Below are 18,364 nucleotides of genomic sequence, written 5' to 3' on the forward strand. Positions count from 1 at the left end.
GTCGCTTGGGGGATCGGTTGGCGGATCGCCTTCGGCATCGCCCTACAGCCCGTAGGTGCGCACGCGTAGCGTAATCGCACGCATGGCTCAGCATTCCCGTTCGACTCCGCTCACGGCAGGCCTCCGATTACGCTGCGCGTGCGGAGCTACCACCGGCAGGCGATCCGCCATTACGGCCTGCCCAGGCCGCCGAGGTAGCTTCGTAGGATGTGCCGAACGAAGAACCCGTAGGTGCGATTAGCGTAGCGTAATCGCACGTATGGGTATGGGTGGCATTCCCTCCTACCACCGGCAGGCGATCCGCGACTACGGCCGGCCCAGGCCGCCGAGGTAGCGCCAGGTGAGGCGCTGGACCTTGTCGGCCAGGAACACGGCCAGGCCGTTGGCGAGGCTGGGGTCGGTGGCGGCGTAGGTCTGGCCGGTGCCGAGGTCGGTGATTTTGCAGCGGGCCAGGATGCGGGGGTGGCCCTGCCAGCTCACCCGTACTTCGGAACCGGGCTGGTCGGCGCGGATTTCGATGTCCCAACTCATGGGCTTCAAGCCTTTGGCGGGCCGGTAGTCGCTGGCGTAGTTGCCGGCCTTGTCGCCCCAGTTCTTGTGCGGAAACACCAGGGTGAGGTAGGGCGCGGCGAACGGGGCCGGTTCGATCAGGTCGTGGCTGTCGTAGCCGACCTGGGCGTCGGTCAGTTGGCCGAGGACGTTGCCGCTGTCCTTGTAGCCGAGGGCTAGGTTTTCGACGCTGAGCCGGACGTACCAGGCCTTGAGGCTGGCCAGGGCGGAGGCGTGGCCGCGGCTCTGCGCCGCACGGCCGGCGAGGCCTTGCGGCTGCCCGGCGGCGGCGGGGGGAACGACCCAGTCCAACCAGCCGAGGTACCAGGGCAGGGTCGGCAAAGAGCCTGCTTGAGACACCCTCACCCCGTCCCAATCATGCCGGGCCGTCCTGCCCGGCACCCTTTGGGCAAGTGCAAATCCGTTCCCGACGGATTTGTCCCAAAGGCGAGAGGGGGAAAACGGTGCCGGTTCGGCCTGGCCGGTGGTGCTGGGGGCGGCGGGAATGAGGAGCTGCAGGGTGTGGCCGTTGGAGCCGGACAGGGTCTTGACGAACAGCGATTGGAACACCTGGAGGGCGCCGGTCATGCCGGGGGTGGCGTCGTCGTAGACGTCGTAGCTGGTGCCGTTCCATATCCAGAAGCTCTTGGACATGAGGTTGTTGGTCTCGGCGTCGCTGGGGGTGTAGGCGGTGGTGCCGTCGACCAGCAGCCGGACGCTGGCCCAGTCGATGCTGTACGGCAGGGGGTTGCCGACCAGGTTCATCAGGCCGGAGGCGCTTGCGGTACTGGTGAGGGTGATGGCGTAGCAGCCGTTGGCCGAAGCGCAGTGGGCGCTGGCGGTTACCGGGGTGGCGCTGCCGTTGATAACGATGGAGCCGTTGGCAGGGTTGGCGCTGCTTTTGATCCAGTAGCCGGTGCCGGGGGCGACGGCATCGCCGGTGCCGGCGAACACGTAGGCGTTGGCGGCGGCGTCGCGGGTGTACAGGCCCCAGGTGTCGTTGTAGCTGGCGGTGGCCAGATTGGAATAGGGGCTGTTGCCGGTATCGCCGAACGTGCTCGCCACCGTGGCCGAAGCCGGGACGCAGGGCGCCGCCGCCATCTTCCACAGCGAGGTCGCCAACGAGCCGGTGGCGGTGATGCCGGTGCCGAAAGCGCAGGGGAAGGTGTACATATAGGCCGAACCGGCGTAGCTGAAACCGCCGGAGGTGGCCCAATACGCCCCGACCACCGTGGTGTTGCCGGACAGAGCGGCCGACTGGCCGAAATGGGCACTCGCCGCCCGGTCAGAGGCGTAGAGGATCTGCTGCTGGGTCCATGTGGCGCCGCCGCGGGTGAACACATAGGCCTGACCGGCGTTGCCGAAACCGCCGGAGGTAGCCTGATACGCTCCCACCAGCGCGGTGTCGCCGGACAGGGCCACCGACTGGCCGAACGAGGCGCTGGCGGCTTTGTCTGATGCGGAGAGGATGGCTTGCTGGCTCCAGATGCCGCCGGTGCGGATAAAGACATAGGCTTGGCCGGCGCCGCCAAAACCACCGGAGGTAGCGTTGTATGCCCCCACCAGCGAGGTGTTCCCGGACAGGGCAACCGAGCGACCGAAATTGGCGCTGGCGGCTTTGTCAGATGCGAAGAGGATGGCTTGCTGGCTCCAGGTGCTACCGCTGCGGGTGAAGACGTAGGCCTGACCGGCGGCGGTGAAACCGCCGGAGGGGGCGTTTTGCGCTCCCACCAAAGCGGTGTCGCCGGACAGGGCGGCCGAGATGCCGAATAAGGAACTCGTCGTCCGGTCCGAGGCGTAGAGAGGGGAGCCTTGCTGGGTCCAGGTGGTACCGGAACGGGTGAACACGTAAGCCTGGCCGGCCTGACCGAAACCGCCGGAGGTGGCGCCAGGCGCACCTACCAGCGCGGTGTCGCCGGACAGAGCAGCCGAGCCGCCGAAATAGGCATTCGCCGCCCGGTCCGATGCGTAAAGGGGAGCTCCTTGCTGGCTCCAGGTGCTACCGCTGCGGGTGAAGACGTAGGCTTTGCCTGCGCCGGGGATACCGCCGGAGGTGGCCTGATACGCCCCCACCAGCGCGGTGTCGCCGGATACGGCCACCGAGACGCCGAAATAGGCACCCGCCGCCCGGTCCGAGGCGTAGAGAATCTGCTGCTGGGTCCACGCGCCGCCGGAGCGGGCGTAGACGTAGGCTTGGCCGGCGTTGCCGAAACCGCCGGAGGTGGCCATAAATGCCCCTACCAGCGCGGTGTCGCCGGACAGGGCCACCGAGACACCGAAATAGGCGCCCAAGGACCTGTCCGAGGCCGAGAGGATCTGCTCGCTGCTCACCAGCGGATCGACCACGAGGGGCCAGGCTGCACCGCGAGCGTCGACCCGGATTTGCACACCGTCCCCGGCCAGGGCGAGGCGGGCCGGGAGGGACTTCCCAGCGGCATCGACGACCTGCAGGTCCTTGTAGTGCAGGACGGTGGCACCGGCGCCGTCGCGGAAGGCGACGGCCCGACCGGCGGGATCGAGCGAGGGCTTCAGGCCGCCCTCGATGGCCAGGCCGAGCACCAGGATATCTGCGCCGGGCGTTGGCGGTGCGGCCAGGGTGAAGCCCTGCTCCAGTCCTTCCGGACGGTTCTCGTACCACTCCACAATAGCTCCGCGGCGGTATTCCAGCCGCTGTCCCGCCGCGACGGCTTCGGCCGGGGCCACGGGCCGGATCGCCTTCGAGGTGCCGTAGCCGGTGAGCTTCATCCCCCAGCGCCAGGCGGGCGAGGCTTTGGCGTCCCCCGGCTTGCCCACCGGGCCGACGGCGACCGCGCCTTGCTCGAAACGCAGCGCGAAGCCGTGGTCCGGATTGAGCGAGGCGTAGCCGCCTTCCGCCGCCTCGATCTTCCGGAGGTCGGTGCTCACCGCCGCCTTGAGTTCCGGCGGCATTTCAGCCGGCTTTTCCGCCGCCCCCAGTCCGAAGCTCCAGGCCGCCAGAAGCAGCACCCCGCCAATTCGCCGCCACACTCGATATCCGTCACACATGTCCGGTGTCTCCTATTTCCTATAGCCTGTAGAGAGTTAGCCGCCGTAGGGCGGAACCGGCGTCTCCGGGTTCCGCCAGCCCGAAACAACACACATGCCGACCGGGCCCACAAATCGTATGGCTTGGCGGATCGCCTTCGGCATCCGCCCTACAGCCCGAAAATCCGGGCAAGGCCGGGATAAATGCCGGGGCTCCGCTCGAAATCGTGCAGCACGCCGAAACCATGGGCCGGGTCGATCCGGTACACCGTGCCGATGTTGGAGCCGCCGCCGTTCGCGGTGGTGCCGTAGAGCGTGCCATCCGGGCCGATCGTGATGCCGGCGTAGGGATACGCCCCTTGGGCCCGGTCGAATTCGTGCAGAATGCCGAAGCGGCCGTCCGGGCCGATGCGGTACACGGTCCCTGCGCCCGCGCGGCCTCCGCCGCGCGTGGTGCCGTACAGCCCCCCCTCGCCGAACGTCACGGCGGCAAAGGGCTGGGCTCCGTCCTTTCCGTCGAAATGGTGCAGCACGCCGAAACGACCGTCGGGGAGGAGACGGTAGATCGTGCCGGCGTTCGAACGTCCGCCGGCGACGGTCGTGCCGTAGAACGCGCCGTCCGGACCGGCGATCAGGCCGGCGTAGGGGCTGGCACCGCGTTTGAGGTCGAAAGCGCGCACCACGCAGAAACGGCCGCCCGGGTCGATCCGGTACACCAGACCGGCCCCCAGGCCGCCGCCGCTCCAGGCGGTGCCGTAGAGGGTTCCGTCCGGCGCGAAGGCCGGGGCGCCGTAGGGGTTGGCGCCGGCGGTTCCGTCGAAATGATGCAGTACGCCGAAGCCGCCGTCGGGATGGATCCGGTAGACGGTGCCCTGGCCGGCGTGGGCGCCGGTCCAGGCCGCGCCGTACAAGGCTCCGTCCGGCCCCAGCGTGACCGGCGCGTAGTGGTTCGCCCCGTGCATGCGCTCGAAGTCGTGCAGGAGGCCGAAGCGTCCGGCCGGGTCGATCCGGTAGACAGTGCCCTGGTCCGATTCGCCGCCATTGACGGTGGTGCCGTACAGCGTGCCGTCGGGGCCGAAGGCCGGAGCGGCGTAAGGGTTCGACCCGTGCGCGCCGTCGAAGTCGTGCAGCACGCGGAAGGCGCCCTCCAGACCGAGCCGGAACACCGTGCCGCGGTCGGCGCTGCCGCCGCGCCAGGTCGTCCCGTACAGCGCACCGTCCGGGCCGAAAGTTACCGCGGCATAGGGATGCGCGCCGCGCGCCATGTCGAAGTCGCGGCACACGCCCGCGACGGCGCCAGGGGCGGCGACACGGTCCCCGCCCGCATTTTGATCGGCGCCGTACGAGCCGCCATCGGTACGGCAGGCGCGTTGGTGAGGAATACCCGGCCCGGCATTCGCGGAATGGCCGGTGTTCATGGCAAGGCCCCGGAAGCTTGCGGACCACCCGCTTCGCAAACGGCCGGCCGCACCGGAATCCCGACGGGAATTGCGGAGCCTGAAGGTTTGACAGCAGACATGTTCATCTCTCCGTTCAAGGTGTGTTCTCGATCGTTGCCGGGTTCTTCCCGATCTTCGACTTTGCTGGCGAGCGCGCCGCTTACGAAGCACCGCCCCTGCGGCAGCCACCCTACCACCGCGGTTTCCGCGCTCGCATCATCCAAATGGATGATGTTTTCGCCGGCAATTTGTGATGGCGGCTCGGCGAAATCCTGCAAAGGCATAGGGCAGGTGCCGTAAGGGCCTGTTCACGATCTTCTGATGAGCACGACGAGAATGCCAAGTGGATGAGCTGCAAGCTGGTGTTGAGCTTGCGCTCGCAGTTCTTCCACAGTCGGCGACACTTCTCCAGCCAGCCGAAGCTGCGCTCCACCACCCAGCGCTGGGGTAACACGGCAAACGTGTGCAGATCATTACGTTTGACCGCCTGCGCGGTGGCGCCAAGCTTCTCCTTGACCGCTTCGGCAAATGGCCATCCGGTATAGCCGCCGTCCACCAATACGGTCTCGACCTGCGTCAGGTTGCCCGCACACCGGTCCATCGCCTGCAGTGCGCCCTGGCGATCGGTCACGTCCGCGGTCGTCACCGCAATGGCATGCGGCAACCCGTGGGTATCCACCGCAATATGGCGCTTGATGCCCGAGACCTTTTTGCCAGGGTCGTAGCCCTTTTGGTCGGCGCTGTCGGTGTTCTTCACGCTCTGGGCATCAACGATCAGGAAGGTCGTCCGGGCTCGGCGCCCCTGGCCGGTATGGGCCGCGCCAACCTGATTTTTTTAATGCCCGCTCCGGCACGCTGATGCCGTCCGGATCGGGTTCGCTCCACTTGGCGAAGTACGAATACACCGTGCGCCATTTCGGAAACTCCCCAGGCAGCATCCGCCACTGGCAGCCGCTCCTGAGCAGGTACAAGCCCCCCGTAAGGGCATCCCGTTACACACAAGTCGGCGACATCTTGCGTGTCAATCACTTGAAGAGCCTCGACGCCTCCCTAGCTGTAACAAGCAGAGACACGAAATCAACGAGTTGCATGTCGCCCAACATGCAGCAGGAGGAGATGTGTATAAGGGTGTGCCTTAAGGGGTCTTACTATAACTTTATGGCAGGGCAACGTGTACAGGACAAACTTCTATTCAAATAGAGAAAGTCCGCCCATATTCCAGGGCGGTCGCTACAGGTCCTTATCGACAAATGTAAGTACCAATACCATCCCAGATGCCGGTATCATCTGGCTTAGCAGGGAATTTTGTATCCGCGCACACAGCGTATTTTACCAGGCCATCTAATTTAATAGCGATATATTCTTTACTATTTGCGCCGACGTACACGGCACATCCTGTTTTGCATGGGCCTTCATCAAACCACATTAATATGACTCTGATAGAACACGAATTAACGGCAAAAGTTATAGCCGGATCTGAAGTGGCGTCAAACGATATGCACTGATGCGAATCGCTCCCAGTGCCGTCGCCGTTACCACCACCTCCGTTACCGCCACCGCCACCGCCACCGCCACCGCCACCGCCACCGCCACCGCCACCGCCACCGCCACCGCCACCAGAATTATCGTCTGGCGCGTGGTAATTTGGGATTGTAGCCAGTACGTCGGAAATCCTTCCCGCCAGCCCTTCGTCTAACGGACTGATATTGCTAGCAATCCTATCTGATATCTCAAATTGATTGTCTACAATACCGGAAAACTCAGAAGGCAAATGCATGCTTTCAAGCAACCCCCCAAGCCTATTATCAACAAATAGTTCCGACGCCGCATTGGCAGCAACATTATTAAAGAAAAAATTGAAAGATGGTTTCAGAGCCTCCATCGCTTTTTGCTCCAACCCGGCGATACCTGGCGCCATATCCAGGACCATACCGTTTACTGTGCCAAACCCTAAGCCGACCATGCTAGCTACCGCAGCCGTTCCCCCGATGGTAATTACCGCAGGCGCTCCTAAGGCTAACCCCGCAACAGAAACTGCCGCACCAACATAGACAGATGAAGTCATGAGCTTTTGGCCAATTTCCCTAGATTTATCGGCCAACTCATGAACAGAGCCAAGTAGTTCACTGGCAAAACTATTCACCAAATCTGCATCTGAAAAAATACTGGCTCTGGATGACGCTGATGCCGACCGTGGAAGTAAGCTCAACGTACGCCCAGTCGTATTTGATTTTCCAAAATTCAGGTCTATAGGACGACCTAGCCAGTTTTCCAACATCGCCTTGGCAGCCAAATCAGTCAAAGTCTTATCCGCGTTCTTCATGACAGACAAGTTAAGCTCAGGCATATCGAACCCAAGCTTTCTATTGACTCCGGCCCATATACTTGTTAACCGCCCAGGATTTTTAATCTTTGGAATTTTGTATTTAATGCTGTACTTCGTGTACCACCTTGAGTATGACTGAGAGGTGTCATCATAGAGAATAATAAAAAACTCGAAATCACCAAAAACTTTAAATTGTTTTGGTATCGCCGGCATACTCGTTACAACATTTCTCGAATCATCCAAATAAGCAGGAAAGTATATAGTTTTCCCAAAAAATGGGCCACTTCGCGACGTAACAAGCAGAGAGATAAATATTCGGCCCGCATGAGACGCATTATCTGCAAAACTACCCTCTACGACCCCGCAATGTTTATCATGGACAGAGCAATCACCGATCTGAGTTCCCAGACTTGAGTCCACCGGGATATATATTTTATCAAATGGAGCAACCTTCAGGACATCTGACGATGCGACATTAGAATACAAAACAAGAAGAACTAAGAAGGGGAAGACCACGATAGCACACCCTTCTGCGTTAGTCGTTATATTCATTGCAAACACCTCGAAATTACAGCAACATCACCAACCCGGATATTCTCTTTGATATTAGCCAAGCCCGAATCACACATAAGCACGCCCGCAACAATATGCAGAACTAGAAAACCCTTATATGGTACATTACATAGCCAGGTTAATGGACGCACCCAAGAAATAAGTATCTTCCAGCAGACCAGGGGATCTACACTTTTTGGTTAGATGAGCCCTTGCGGAGCAACGATATCCGCTATTTTCAGTTACCCTCCGGGCAAAGCGGGGACCTTATGGCATACCCTTATATACATCTCCTGCTGCTGCCTGCCAGATGACTTGCAAATCGTTGATGTCGAATCGTTGCTTGCCACAGCCAGGGAGGCATCGCGGTTCGTCAAATGATTGATACGGAAGATGTTACCAACTTGTCTCTAACGGGATGCCTATTGGGAATGAACATCACGTGATACTTACAATCCCATCGCGTATAGGAAAGACTCTGGCACTCTTTCATCCTGCTCTTGGCGAGATTTCAGGTTCACAACGGCCGCTCCCGAGGTCAAACCCCGTGACTCCCCGGCAAAGCCGGGGTTTACCTCAGTTAACCACCCTATAGGTTGAAAGTTAAGCCAAGCCCAAATCGGATTTCGACCTGGCGACGAGAAAAGTAGTCGAGAACGGGATATCTTACCCCCTAAGATTGAGCTGCCACATCAAAAAGCTCTGCCCAACCATCCCAGAAGCCCGCCATCAGACTTAGACTTGCTTCTCCGATAATAAGAGATCACAAACTCACCTTTTGAATTGGAAGCAACTTTAGCATACCTCACATCAGCACTTACGCTCTTTCTAAGCCTAAGCCCCTTATTGTTTAGCTGCGCAGACCAGAGAACCCCATTATTAACCTTCCTATTATTCGTTGACCAAAACACAGTTTCACTCCCCTTGCCGTCCAAAAATACCGCCAAAGGATGGGTAAGCATGGTGCTAGGCATCTTATACTTCGGGGATTGAGCCTTCAGGGACAGCATCCCTTCAGAATCATAACGGTAAATTTCCACCCAACGGCGCCACGTGCGCGCATTTGCATTATAGCCGCCAGAGGCACCGAAGATCACAGAGAATTCGCCTTGCTCGTTAGCAGCAATTGCGCTTCCAAACACTCCACCAAAGTCGGTTTGGAATTTACTAACTTCGATCGCTGGCCCAGCAGCCAAATCTTCAAAATCATATGACTGTACAAGAACCCTATGTATGTTCTCGGACGACTCGGACCAAGCAAGAAGGTACTTATCAGATGTTAACGCAACACTAGGTCTTGACCAATCTTCGCCCTTGTTTGAGACAACGATGGCATGCTTACTGGCAACGCCGTTTGCATCAAGCCTTCTAGCAAACGAGCCAGTCGCCTTATAATCGTCATACGTATCGTGATGTGCCGTAACAACAAACTCCTCCCACGTAACGACGGATATACCAGCATTGTTTATCGCAGCCGATATGGTGTAACCTTTTTTTGACGATAAGGCAACCAATGGATGATCTTCCTTTATCCCTGAAGCGGTACATCCATCGTACTTCCTGGCCTTAATCCCCTCAGCGGAATTCCAAGCCAGTACAAACGCTCCAGTCCCACTCATCGCCAACGCTGGCGACTCTAATGTGTTCGACCGCACGGATTCCCATGATTCCGGAGAGTTCGCAGGGACCAATGTCAAGGGCTCTCCAAGAGGCGCTCGGTCGCGACTGAAGCAGCGGCCGTCTACCGTGCCGGTTTCCGCGTTAACCCAAGCCATGATAAAGCTTCCGTCATCTGCGACACCTACGGAAATTGAGCTATTCTTGGAACCGTTAATTGGTATTTGAAATCCGCTGCTCGTTTCTGCATTTACATTGAAAGCAAGAAATGCGGAAGTCGCCGCACAGAATATAATTCGCTTCATTTTCAATCCTACGCTTAATATTTTGTTATCACTTATATAATTAATACTAACACGAAACCTAACCCCTACCCCCTTAACTTTTGTGATCTCATGTTACAAACGACGCAACACGCGCCTCAATGCAAACGTCATTAGTTTATCTAAATTGCAAAGGCAGCTTTAGAGGGGTCGAGAAAGGCAAAGATACTTCAACAATCTCAACCCTGTCGAAGCCTATCAAATAGTCATCCTCTCTTGGGATAACATCATTGCAAGTGTATTTATAATTACTCCAAGTCCAAGAAAACATTTCATGGTATGAAGCGGAATCGCCTGAAACAACAGACGCGATATAATGACGCCCGAACGAGTCAACTAATAGTGCTGGCGCAGCACTTATTTGATAATCCTGGGCAACATAAGCTGGGCCAGAGCAATCTTTCGATTTATAGAACGTTGGGACATCCCCCCCCACAAAACCATCTATCCTGGTCGTCACTTTTAGGGAGGGTATCCAGACATACAGAGACCTTGATGGACCAATTGGTACAAAATCACCCGTACTACTATCTTCGAGATAAGTGACCGGCCCCTCTGCCGCACCGGACAAGTATCCGATAAACTCATTATCTGCGCTAAAGATGGCAGGCGTAGTGGTCGGTCCTTGAGGTCCTTGAGGTCCTTGAGGTCCTTGAGGTCCTTGAGGTCCTTGAGGTCCTTGAGGTCCATTGGAGCCTAGACTGAAAGTTTGCTCGCTGGCTTTGCAGGGTATGGCTAATCGCATAACTTTTGTTTTCTTATTCACACATACAGGGGTATTTTCTGCAAATGCAGCGACAGGCAGGGAGGCCATTATAAATGCAGCCGCGCGAAGCGAATTGAGTGCTCTATTCATTTTTTATTTGTCCAGACACAGAGTATTAATGCCGTGACGAAGGCGACGAAACTTTGGTACAGGCTGTGACACCTGCCTCGGAATGGAATTCATCAACAGATAGAGCGTGTGAGGTTAAATAGTAACGGGCACAAAGGTACTTTCCTGGGAGCATGCTCATCTCTCCGTTCATGGTGTTTTATCGTTCTGCCGGGTTCCGCCCGGTCCTTTTCGTTCCGAGGCAGGCAAGTCAACCGCCACGCCTCCTCTGACTTGTGCGCGAACATACCATCGGATTCCTGTGTGGCGCATCATCAAAAGTGATGATGATTTTTTTGCGAATTTATGTTAGGCAAATGTCGAGCCGACGCTTTTCCATGACGCCGTTGTGGTTACCGTCAAGCCCGGCTAGACTCCCTGACTGCCGCCATCCCATCGGCCGGCACTCACAATAACGAACAACAACGGAGCATCCCCGTGGTCCTGCGGACCGGAACTCTCGGCGTGCTGGCAGCCTTGACGTGTCTGCCGGCCCTGGCCGAGGACAAGAACAAACCCGTCAAGAAAAAGAAAGGCGGGCAGGAATCCATCGTCCAATTGAGCCCGCTGGTGGTGTCCGGCACCCAGGATTACCCGTTCGGCCACCAGACCGACGAGCACGCCGTCACTGCCCTCGACAACCAGGCGCTGGTCCGCTCCGGCAAACGCGGGCTGGGAGATGTATTGCAGGGCTTTCCGAGCCTCAACATGGTGTCGGTACCCGCCGGCGGGGTGACCTCCCTCACCTTGCGCGGCGCCAGCGGCTACGGCCTGATCCAGATCGACGGCATCCCCCTGCCAATGAGCAACACCGGCCAGTTCAACCTCGCGGGCATGCCTGCGGAAGCCTTCGAGAACACCGAAATGATCCGCGGCTCCGGCGCCGTGCTCTACGGCAGCCATGCCCTGGGCGGCCTGATCCGGCTCTCGACCCGTGACCTGCTCGCCACCACCGGCTCGGCCCACGTCGAAGGCGGCAGCTTCGGCGCCCTGCGCGACACCGTGGCGGGCAGTTGGGCCGGCGAACAAGGCCGGATCAGCGGCACCTACAGCCGGGACGACTTCTTCGACGGCACGCCCTATGTCAATCCGCAATTCGGGGACGGCTACCGCAAGCCGGCCAACGCCAGTCTCGCCACCCTGCGCGGCAGCACCAAACTGGGCGATGCGGGGGAATCCGAAAGCAGCCTGGTGTATTCCAACTCCCACAGCGGCTACGGTAAGTACGTCCTTACACCGGAGCACGTCCTCGATTTCGTCGACGACCCCAACGCCTTCATCAACCAGGAAACCTGGCTGGCGCAGAACCGCAGCCGGATCGCGCTCCACGAACATTGGCAGAGCGGGCTGCAGTTCGGCTTCACCCAGCAGCAGAAGACAGTGCGCTCCGGCGTCACGGATAGCGGCATGCTCAGCCACACCTATCTGGCGCGCTGGGAGAACCTGCATCAGTGGGTCACGCCGGACACCGGCACCTGGCACCTGACCTGGGGCGGCGAAGGCTGGTACGAGGACGGCGCCACACCGGACGGCCGGTACCGCAGCCAGCGCGCCACCGGTGCCGCCGTCGGGCGCCTGGAAATGAAGTCCGACCGCTACTCGGGCGTGGTCGGCTTCCGCACCGACAGCTACGAGCAGTACGGCGTCCACACCACTTTCCACGCCGGCAGCCAGTACCGGGTCCTGCCCGAATTCGCCGTCTTCGCGGATGGCGGCATCGGCTACCGCCTGCCCAGCTTCCCCGAACTGCTCACGCCCTTCATCGGCAACCCCGCGCTGCGCCCCGAGCATGGCGCCAGCGGCCAGGCGGGGTTCAACTGGGACGTGACCGGCTCGACCCAGCTTTCCCTGACCGGCTACTACAACCGCTTCGACGACCTGATCATTCTGGCCCGGCTGCCGATCGGCCTCTACCGCTCGGAAAACATTCCACGCACCCGCATCATGGGCCTGGAGATGCAAGGCGCCACGGCCTGGAACGCGCAATTCAGCAGCGGCATCGACTACACCCTGAGCTCGAACGAAAACCTGGACACCGGCGACCCGCTGCCGCACCGCCCCGACAGCATCGGCCGTTTCTGGACCGAATGGCGCGGCCAGACCTGGCCCCTGCGCCTATGGACCGAAGCAATCTACCGCGGCCTGAGCTACTCCGACGGCCGCAATATCTACATCGGTGACGCCCTGCTCATAAACATGACACTGAACTACGTCGTCGATCCCCGCCTCACCCTTTACGTCCGCGGCGAAAACATCACCAACAACCAGACCTCCGACACCTACATCCTCGGCGTCCCCGGTGCGGCGGTGTATGGGGGGATTCGGGCGAGTTTGCCCTGACGGGGTTCGATCATTCCGGCGGAATCCGAAAAAGACGGTTCCGCCCGAGTTGAGCGTCAGGCCCGAAGGGGCGGAAGCAAGGAATAAGGTAGAATTCGAACCATGAAAGTGTCCGAAATTCTACGGCTACTGGCTGATGACGGATGGTATCCAGCCATGACTCGCGGCAGTCATCGTCAGCTCAAGCATGCGATCAAGCCCGGCCGTGTTACCGTAGCAGGCAAGCCAAGCGACGAGATTTCCCCAGGTACCTTGAATAGTATTCTCAAGCAAGCCCAGCTCAAGAGGTAGTCCCATGCGTTATGCCATCGTCATAGAGCCCGCTGGCGGCAACTTCTCCGCCTATGTTCCCGATCTGCCCGGTTGCATTGCAACTGGCGCCACGCTTCAGGAGACCGAGGTAAACATCCGTGAGGCAATCCTTTTACACCTGGACGGCATCAAAGAAGACGGTGAGCCCATTCCCGTACCTTCTGCTGTAGTCGAATATTGCGAGCTGGCTGCCTGATCCGAAAACCGCGGTTCACTCGAAGAGCGTCGATACCCTCGCCAACACCTCATCCATGATCGCAACCGGGATTCGGCGCTGGTATGGCCCGATATGCGTCGCGATTACGGTGAGCCGCGTCAGTGTGCGCTGGCGCTGCTGGAAATACGTTTGTTTTTCGTGGCCTTCGTGGATCGCGTCGACGAGAGACGCATCATCAGTCTGCGCAAGGCCAACAACCGGGAGAAGATGCGCTATGCAAAAGTTTCTGACGCTACGTAACGGCAGGAAAGTCCTGATCAACACACCGGAAGAAGACGCCGCCATCACGGCGGCGGCCCTGTCCGATCCTGACGCCGCGCCGCCGACCGATCAAGAATAGGAGGCGGTTAAACCGCTCGTGCGCAGAGGAAGGCCGCCCGCAGATGCCCCAAAGGAACGCATTACGATCCGGCTATCGCGCCACATCGTAGACCGGTTCAAAGCAACCGGCCCTGGCTGACAAACCCGGATCGACTCCGCACTGGCGGAATGGCTGAAGGAACATCGCCAGGAGTAGATGATCGTAACGAATAAGCGGTGCGCTTCCCTTCGTTCAGCGCACCCTATGGCCCTGATCGGGACGCTGTACGAGGCGGCACTGGAGCCGGAGCTGTGGCCGGAGGCGTTCGCCGGGTTATTGCGGCGGGTGGATGCGCAGGTCGGGCAGCTTGGTTTCGTGGACCGGAGCAGCGGACAGATCACCCATTCGATCGCGTGGGGGACCGAACTCGACCCGGAAGCCAGTGCAAAGGGGGACGCCGAGTACGTCGCCTATTACGGCGCAATCGATCCACGCCTAGCGACAATGGCACGCATGGGAGTGAGAGAGTGGATGCTGGACCACCAGCATTTCGACGAGGCTTTCTACCGCCGCAGCGAGTTCTTCAACGACTTTCTGTTCCGCTATGGTGTGCGCTACATGTTCGCCACACGCCTCAGCGATCTGGAACGGCACTCGATCTTCCTGGGCACAATGCGCTCCTTGGGCAGCACGCCGTTCGGCGAGGACGACATCCGGCGGCTGAAACGGGTCGAAACCCATCTGGCACGCCCCGCCCGGCTTTACCACAAGTCCGAAGACCTGCGGCTGAAGCTGGACGGCGGCTTGCGGGCCTTGGATACGCTGGATTTCCCGGCGCTGATCGCGGATGGAACCGGCACGATCCGCTTCGCCAATGCGGCGGCGGAGGCCCTGCTGAGCACCCCGGCCGGGCTGTCGGTGCGCAGCGGCAGGCTGGTCCACGCCCTTCCCCGCGACAACGCGCTGCTGAACACCCTGATACGCGATGCCGCCGCGGGCAAAGGCGGGGGGATGCGGCTGCCGCGCGGCGGGGAGCGCCCGGACCTGCATCTGTCGATGGCGCCGTTGTCGGCCCGCTCGCGCTTGGCGGCGCCCTGGCAAACGCCGCTGGTCCTGCTGCTGGTGTCCGACCCGGCGGCCCAGCGCGTGCCGCCGGAACAGCTCTTGCGCCTCTTGTTCGGGCTGAGCCCGGCGGAGGCGCGCCTGGCCGGGGCGCTGGTCCGGGGCCTGAGCCCCGGCGAGTACGCGGCCGATAGCGGACTGTCGCTCAGCACGGCGCGCACCCAGGTCCGCCGCCTATTCGAGAAAACCCATACCCGCCGTCTGGCCGAACTGGTGAAGCTGCTGGCCTCGCTGCCGGCGGTCAGGGTGGATTGGGAGGGCGGGTGAGACGCCAGCATCGTCGGATAATGGCCGAACGAAGAGAGACGCATCACTCGCGCGGCTGCACTCGAACTATGCGCTTCCTTGCGTCAGCACATATCCTAACAGTGCTAACAATCATCCATCGCTTGAACCAAAGCCTTCAATCGCCCGGCAATTTCTACCGGATAAGCCGGCACCGGTGACAGCCGGCGTAACGCTTCCGGCAGGCGGCCAAGCTGTTCGATCGCATGGGACCGAACGGTCTGCAACGGCGGACTCGCTCCGAGCCGGCGGCCGCTGCGCATCACCGGACGCAGCAGGGGCTCCCCCGGCTGCACGTCGTCGACAAGCGTCAGGCTGTCCCGCCGCATTTTCCCCTCGTCGTCGTAATACCGGTAAACCTGTTTCCGGCCGGGCCAGGTCGCCTTGCCTTCCGAACGCTTGCGCCGGGGGACGCTAGCGTATTCCTGGAGCTTGTAAGCACAGTCGAGATAGGGTGCGTCGGACGAGGTGTCCATGCGGGTGCCGATGCCGTAGCCGTCGATCGGCACGGCTTCCGCGGTGTGCCCGGCCAGGAGGTATTCATCGAGGCTGCCGCTGGCGAAGATACTGACTTGGCCGAGGCCGCCGCGGTCGAGGATACTCCGGACCCGGCGGGCGTGCTCGGCCAGATCGCCGCTGTCGAGGCGCACGCCCTGGATGCGGATTCCTCTCCCGGCCAGGCGTTCGGCCAGGGGGATGAGCTTTTCCGCCGCGGCTTCGGTGTCGTAGGTGTCGATCAGCAGCACCAGGTTGTCCGGCTGGGCGAGGGCGAAATGCTCGAAGGCGGTGAGTTCGTCGTCGTGGGCCTGGATGAAGGAATGGGCCATGGTGCCGTACAGCGGGACGGCCCAAAGCCGGCCGGCCAGCACGTCGGAGGTGCCGGAGAACCCGGCGAGGCAGGCGGCGCGCGCCGCCAGAAGTCCCGCTTCGGCGCCGTGGGCGCGGCGGAGGCCGAAATCCACCAGCAGCCGGCCCGGCGCGGCCAGGGTCATGCGCGCCGCCTTGGATGCGATGAGGGTCTGGAAATGCAGCAGGTTGATGAGCCGGGTTTCGGCCAGTTGCGCCTCGGGAAGGGGCGCCGTCACCCGCAATATCGGCTCGCCGGGGAAGAACACCGTGCCTTCCGGCATAGCATCGACGTCGCCGCTGAAGCGCAATGCGGCAAGGGCGTCGATGAAATCCGGCGCGAACCGTCCGCTGGCACGCAGCCACTCGACCTCGTCACGCTGGAACCGCATGCCTTCCAGAAAATCCACCGCCTGTTCCAGCCCGGCCGCGACCAGGAAATTGCGCTTGGGCTCGGCTCCGCCGGGAAGCTTGCGCACGAAAAATTCAAAGACTGCGGTCTCGTTCATCCGCTGGGCGTGATAGCCCTGCAGCATCGTCAACTGATAGAGATCGGTGAGCAACAGGCTGTCGACCGGCAGACTCATTCGAAATCCTTCAGGGTAGCGAACTCTGCACCTTCCTCTCGCATCCGGGCCAGCGCGCGGCGGCCGTCCTCCGGTTCCATGTCGACGGCGCGCACAGCGTCTTCCAGGACGACGACCTCAAAACCGAGGCGGCGTCCGTCGAGCACCGTGTGCAGCACGCAGTAGTCGGCCGCAAGGCCGCCGATGAACAAACGGCGAACGCCGATTTCCTGCAGGAGGTAGGCGAGGTCCGTCCCCTCGAAACTGGAGTAGGCTTCCTTGTCCGGCCATGTCGCCTGGGACACGATGGGAACGTCCTCGGGTAGCGCGAGACCGGGCGCAAACTCCGCTCCCGCGCGGCCGGCCACGCAGTGCAGCGGCCAGGACCCGCCCTGGGCATGGAACGAGCAATGGTCCGGCGGATGCCAGTCGCGGGTGGCAATGACGGGCAGCCCTTCCCGAACGAAGCGCGCGACGTGTTGATTCAGGACCGGTATCACCTCGTCGCCGCCGGGGACGGCAAGGCTTCCACCTGGCAGGAAGTCGTTCTGCACGTGGACCACGATCAAGGCATCGCCCGGTGAAAGGCGGAACGCATCAGTCTCGGTGTTCATTTTCAGCCACTCCTTCACGATCACGGGATGATACGCCGGGCAAGGTCCGAACGGATTGAGTTTTCCGTCATCCGCCTCTATAAATGCCGCATCCATGGAACGCTGGAAGGAGAACGCCGTGCCGAAATACGATTATTTTTGTGAAACGAACGACCGTGTCGTGGAAGTCAGCCATCCGATGAGCGATCGTCTGGCAACCTGGGGCGAAGTGTGCGAGCGCACCGGGCTGGCTGTCGGCGATACCCCGCCCGATACGCCAGTCAAGAAGTTGATTACCGGCGGCGGCATCGTCCGCTCCGGCGCCCTCAAGAACCCGGAAGCGCCCCCCTGCCAGAGCGGCGCGCCCTGCTGCGGCGCCGGAGCCTGCGGATTCAACTGATTGGAGGCGAAGGACTTTTAGGGCGCGGCCCGGTTGGCCCGCGCCTCGTCTTCGAACTTCTGCCGGTATTTCAGGATTTCGTCGACGATCTGTTCCGCGGTCTTTTCGATGTCTTTGCCGGTCGCATTTTTCTCCATCACGAACTTGGCGGCGGCGACATAGGGGTTCATGGTCACGACCGCGCCCGGCATCTTGCTCGGGTCCTTCACCGTGCCGAACACGATGAAGGGCTGGTGCGGGTCCTTGCCGGCGAGATCGCTCACGCCGACCTGCACGTCCATGGAGGTCGCCCCGGCTCCGAAACCGATTACCGCGCGCTTGAGCCGGCTGCCTTCGTCGACCTCGGTGAACATGCCCTGCACCAGCCAGCCGTCGCGCGGCAAGGCTCCGGCCGTGGAGGCGATGCGCTGCGCCGGAACACCCTTGTCCGACAGGCTCTTCACCAGCGCGGCCGCCATGGCGTCGACGATTTCACGGGCCTTGTCGCCGGGACTCCCGGCGCCGAAGGGACTCCTCAAGCGCTGGCCGAGTCCGCCGAGCAGGCCCTGGCGCTGGGATTGAGATTGACCCGGCAGCAATCCCCTGACGCCGGGATCGCTCTGGATGTTTTCGGCATCCAGTGCGAAATCGGCGACATACACCGTCCTCGGCCCTTCGCCGGGCTTGACCGCGCCGAGTTGTTCGTTGCGGACCTCCACG

General features: G+C 60.9%; 17 protein-coding genes and 2 pseudogenes. 8 read left to right on the forward strand and 11 right to left on the reverse strand.

Features of this window, described 5'->3' with window-relative positions; genetic code table 11:
• Positions 1-306: 306 nt before the first annotated feature.
• The 8 genes and pseudogenes from OOT43_RS10320 to OOT43_RS10350 form a co-directional block, all read right to left on the reverse strand.
• Entirely contained in the window at positions 307-3,555 is a 3,249-nt protein-coding gene (locus tag OOT43_RS10320) for an FG-GAP repeat protein (RefSeq protein WP_266020498.1), read from the reverse strand.
• 167 nt (positions 3,556-3,722) lie between these two features.
• Positions 3,723-4,970 carry a choice-of-anchor tandem repeat GloVer-containing protein gene (locus OOT43_RS10325; RefSeq protein ID WP_266020499.1) on the reverse strand — a complete coding sequence of 416 codons (1,248 nt, stop codon included), beginning with the start codon at positions 4,968-4,970 and terminating at the stop codon, positions 3,723-3,725.
• The gene (locus OOT43_RS20565; protein ID WP_394358002.1) at positions 4,967-5,275 is read right to left on the reverse strand and encodes a hypothetical protein; all 309 of its coding nucleotides are present in this window, start codon (positions 5,273-5,275) and stop codon (positions 4,967-4,969) included. Before OOT43_RS20565 ends, OOT43_RS10325 begins: the two co-directional genes overlap by 4 nt.
• Before the next feature lie 24 nt (positions 5,276-5,299).
• Positions 5,300-5,962: pseudogene (locus OOT43_RS10330) on the reverse strand (IS5 family transposase); the annotation flags it as partial.
• Between the two features lie 269 nt (positions 5,963-6,231).
• Positions 6,232-7,869 (reverse strand): hypothetical protein, encoded by a 1,638-nt coding sequence (locus tag OOT43_RS10335; RefSeq protein ID WP_266020500.1) that lies wholly within the window; start codon positions 7,867-7,869, stop codon positions 6,232-6,234.
• 421 nt (positions 7,870-8,290) lie between these two features.
• Positions 8,291-8,362 (reverse strand): annotated as a pseudogene (locus tag OOT43_RS10340) (IS200/IS605 family transposase); the annotation flags it as partial.
• A gap of 199 nt (positions 8,363-8,561) precedes the next feature.
• Complete coding sequence (locus tag OOT43_RS10345; RefSeq protein ID WP_266020501.1) at positions 8,562-9,791, reverse strand: hypothetical protein; 1,230 nt, start codon at positions 9,789-9,791, stop codon at positions 8,562-8,564.
• 136 nt (positions 9,792-9,927) lie between these two features.
• The gene (locus tag OOT43_RS10350) at positions 9,928-10,665 is read right to left on the reverse strand and encodes a hypothetical protein (RefSeq protein WP_266020502.1); all 738 of its coding nucleotides are present in this window, start codon (positions 10,663-10,665) and stop codon (positions 9,928-9,930) included.
• Between the two features lie 456 nt (positions 10,666-11,121).
• Between OOT43_RS10350 and OOT43_RS10355 the strand changes: the two genes are divergently transcribed.
• The 7 genes from OOT43_RS10355 to OOT43_RS10375 all read left to right on the forward strand — a co-directional run bounded on the left by OOT43_RS10355 (position 11,122) and on the right by OOT43_RS10375 (position 15,242).
• Positions 11,122-13,023 (forward strand): TonB-dependent receptor plug domain-containing protein, encoded by a 1,902-nt coding sequence (locus OOT43_RS10355; protein ID WP_266020503.1) that lies wholly within the window; start codon positions 11,122-11,124, stop codon positions 13,021-13,023.
• 102 nt (positions 13,024-13,125) lie between these two features.
• Positions 13,126-13,314: a type II toxin-antitoxin system HicA family toxin gene (locus OOT43_RS20570; RefSeq protein WP_394358003.1), complete on the forward strand. Its 189-nt coding sequence runs from the start codon at positions 13,126-13,128 to the stop codon at positions 13,312-13,314.
• A gap of 4 nt (positions 13,315-13,318) precedes the next feature.
• Positions 13,319-13,531, forward strand: coding sequence for a type II toxin-antitoxin system HicB family antitoxin (locus OOT43_RS10360; protein ID WP_266020504.1), 213 nt, complete (start codon positions 13,319-13,321; stop codon positions 13,529-13,531).
• A 51-nt stretch (positions 13,532-13,582) separates the two neighbouring features.
• The gene (locus OOT43_RS10365; RefSeq protein WP_266024885.1) at positions 13,583-13,792 is read left to right on the forward strand and encodes a BrnT family toxin; all 210 of its coding nucleotides are present in this window, start codon (positions 13,583-13,585) and stop codon (positions 13,790-13,792) included.
• Positions 13,767-13,892 (forward strand): hypothetical protein, encoded by a 126-nt coding sequence (locus tag OOT43_RS10370; protein ID WP_266020505.1) that lies wholly within the window; start codon positions 13,767-13,769, stop codon positions 13,890-13,892. The genes OOT43_RS10365 and OOT43_RS10370 overlap by 26 nt, the downstream gene beginning before the upstream one ends.
• A gap of 18 nt (positions 13,893-13,910) precedes the next feature.
• Positions 13,911-14,012 (forward strand): BrnA antitoxin family protein, encoded by a 102-nt coding sequence (locus tag OOT43_RS20575; protein WP_394358005.1) that lies wholly within the window; start codon positions 13,911-13,913, stop codon positions 14,010-14,012.
• Positions 14,013-14,117: 105 nt separating this feature from the next.
• Positions 14,118-15,242 (forward strand): helix-turn-helix transcriptional regulator, encoded by a 1,125-nt coding sequence (locus tag OOT43_RS10375; protein WP_266020506.1) that lies wholly within the window; start codon positions 14,118-14,120, stop codon positions 15,240-15,242.
• Between the two features lie 104 nt (positions 15,243-15,346).
• Here the strand turns inward: OOT43_RS10375 and OOT43_RS10380 are convergent, their stop codons facing one another.
• A complete protein-coding gene (locus OOT43_RS10380) occupies positions 15,347-16,693 on the reverse strand; it encodes a nicotinate phosphoribosyltransferase (RefSeq protein ID WP_266020507.1) in 1,347 nt (448 codons plus the stop codon).
• The gene (locus OOT43_RS10385) at positions 16,690-17,286 is read right to left on the reverse strand and encodes a nicotinamidase (RefSeq protein ID WP_266020508.1); all 597 of its coding nucleotides are present in this window, start codon (positions 17,284-17,286) and stop codon (positions 16,690-16,692) included. The genes OOT43_RS10380 and OOT43_RS10385 overlap by 4 nt, the downstream gene beginning before the upstream one ends.
• 118 nt (positions 17,287-17,404) lie before the next feature.
• Here OOT43_RS10385 and OOT43_RS10390 point away from each other — a divergent pair, with 118 nt between their 5' ends.
• Positions 17,405-17,665, forward strand: coding sequence for an FmdB family zinc ribbon protein (locus tag OOT43_RS10390; RefSeq protein ID WP_266020509.1), 261 nt, complete (start codon positions 17,405-17,407; stop codon positions 17,663-17,665).
• Positions 17,666-17,682: 17 nt separating this feature from the next.
• Here OOT43_RS10390 and OOT43_RS10395 read toward each other — a convergent pair whose 3' ends face one another.
• Positions 17,683-18,363, reverse strand: a complete 681-nt coding sequence (locus OOT43_RS10395; protein WP_266020510.1) for a DUF4410 domain-containing protein — start codon at positions 18,361-18,363, stop codon at positions 17,683-17,685.
• Between the last annotated feature and the right edge of the window lies 1 nt (position 18,364).

Source organism: Methylococcus mesophilus, from assembly GCF_026247885.1.
Lineage (GTDB): Bacteria > Pseudomonadota > Gammaproteobacteria > Methylococcales > Methylococcaceae > Methylococcus > Methylococcus mesophilus.

What these genes read in the sequence shown, in the direction of transcription:
- OOT43_RS10370 (WP_266020505.1), top strand. Translation starts at nt 13,767, where the DNA reads ATGCAAAAGTTTCTGACGCTACGTAACGGCAGGAAAGTCCTGATCAAC.
- OOT43_RS20570 (WP_394358003.1), top strand. Translation starts at nt 13,126, where the DNA reads ATGAAAGTGTCCGAAATTCTACGGCTACTGGCTGATGACGGATGGTAT.
- OOT43_RS10385 (WP_266020508.1), bottom strand. Translation starts at nt 17,286, where the DNA reads ATGAACACCGAGACTGATGCGTTCCGCCTTTCACCGGGCGATGCCTTG.
- OOT43_RS10325 (WP_266020499.1), bottom strand. Translation starts at nt 4,970, where the DNA reads ATGAACACCGGCCATTCCGCGAATGCCGGGCCGGGTATTCCTCACCAA.
- OOT43_RS10375 (WP_266020506.1), top strand. Translation starts at nt 14,118, where the DNA reads ATGGCCCTGATCGGGACGCTGTACGAGGCGGCACTGGAGCCGGAGCTG.
- OOT43_RS10350 (WP_266020502.1), bottom strand. Translation starts at nt 10,665, where the DNA reads ATGAATAGAGCACTCAATTCGCTTCGCGCGGCTGCATTTATAATGGCC.
- OOT43_RS10335 (WP_266020500.1), bottom strand. Translation starts at nt 7,869, where the DNA reads ATGAATATAACGACTAACGCAGAAGGGTGTGCTATCGTGGTCTTCCCC.
- OOT43_RS10360 (WP_266020504.1), top strand. Translation starts at nt 13,319, where the DNA reads ATGCGTTATGCCATCGTCATAGAGCCCGCTGGCGGCAACTTCTCCGCC.
- OOT43_RS10345 (WP_266020501.1), bottom strand. Translation starts at nt 9,791, where the DNA reads ATGAAGCGAATTATATTCTGTGCGGCGACTTCCGCATTTCTTGCTTTC.
- OOT43_RS20565 (WP_394358002.1), bottom strand. Translation starts at nt 5,275, where the DNA reads ATGCCTTTGCAGGATTTCGCCGAGCCGCCATCACAAATTGCCGGCGAA.
- OOT43_RS10380 (WP_266020507.1), bottom strand. Translation starts at nt 16,693, where the DNA reads ATGAGTCTGCCGGTCGACAGCCTGTTGCTCACCGATCTCTATCAGTTG.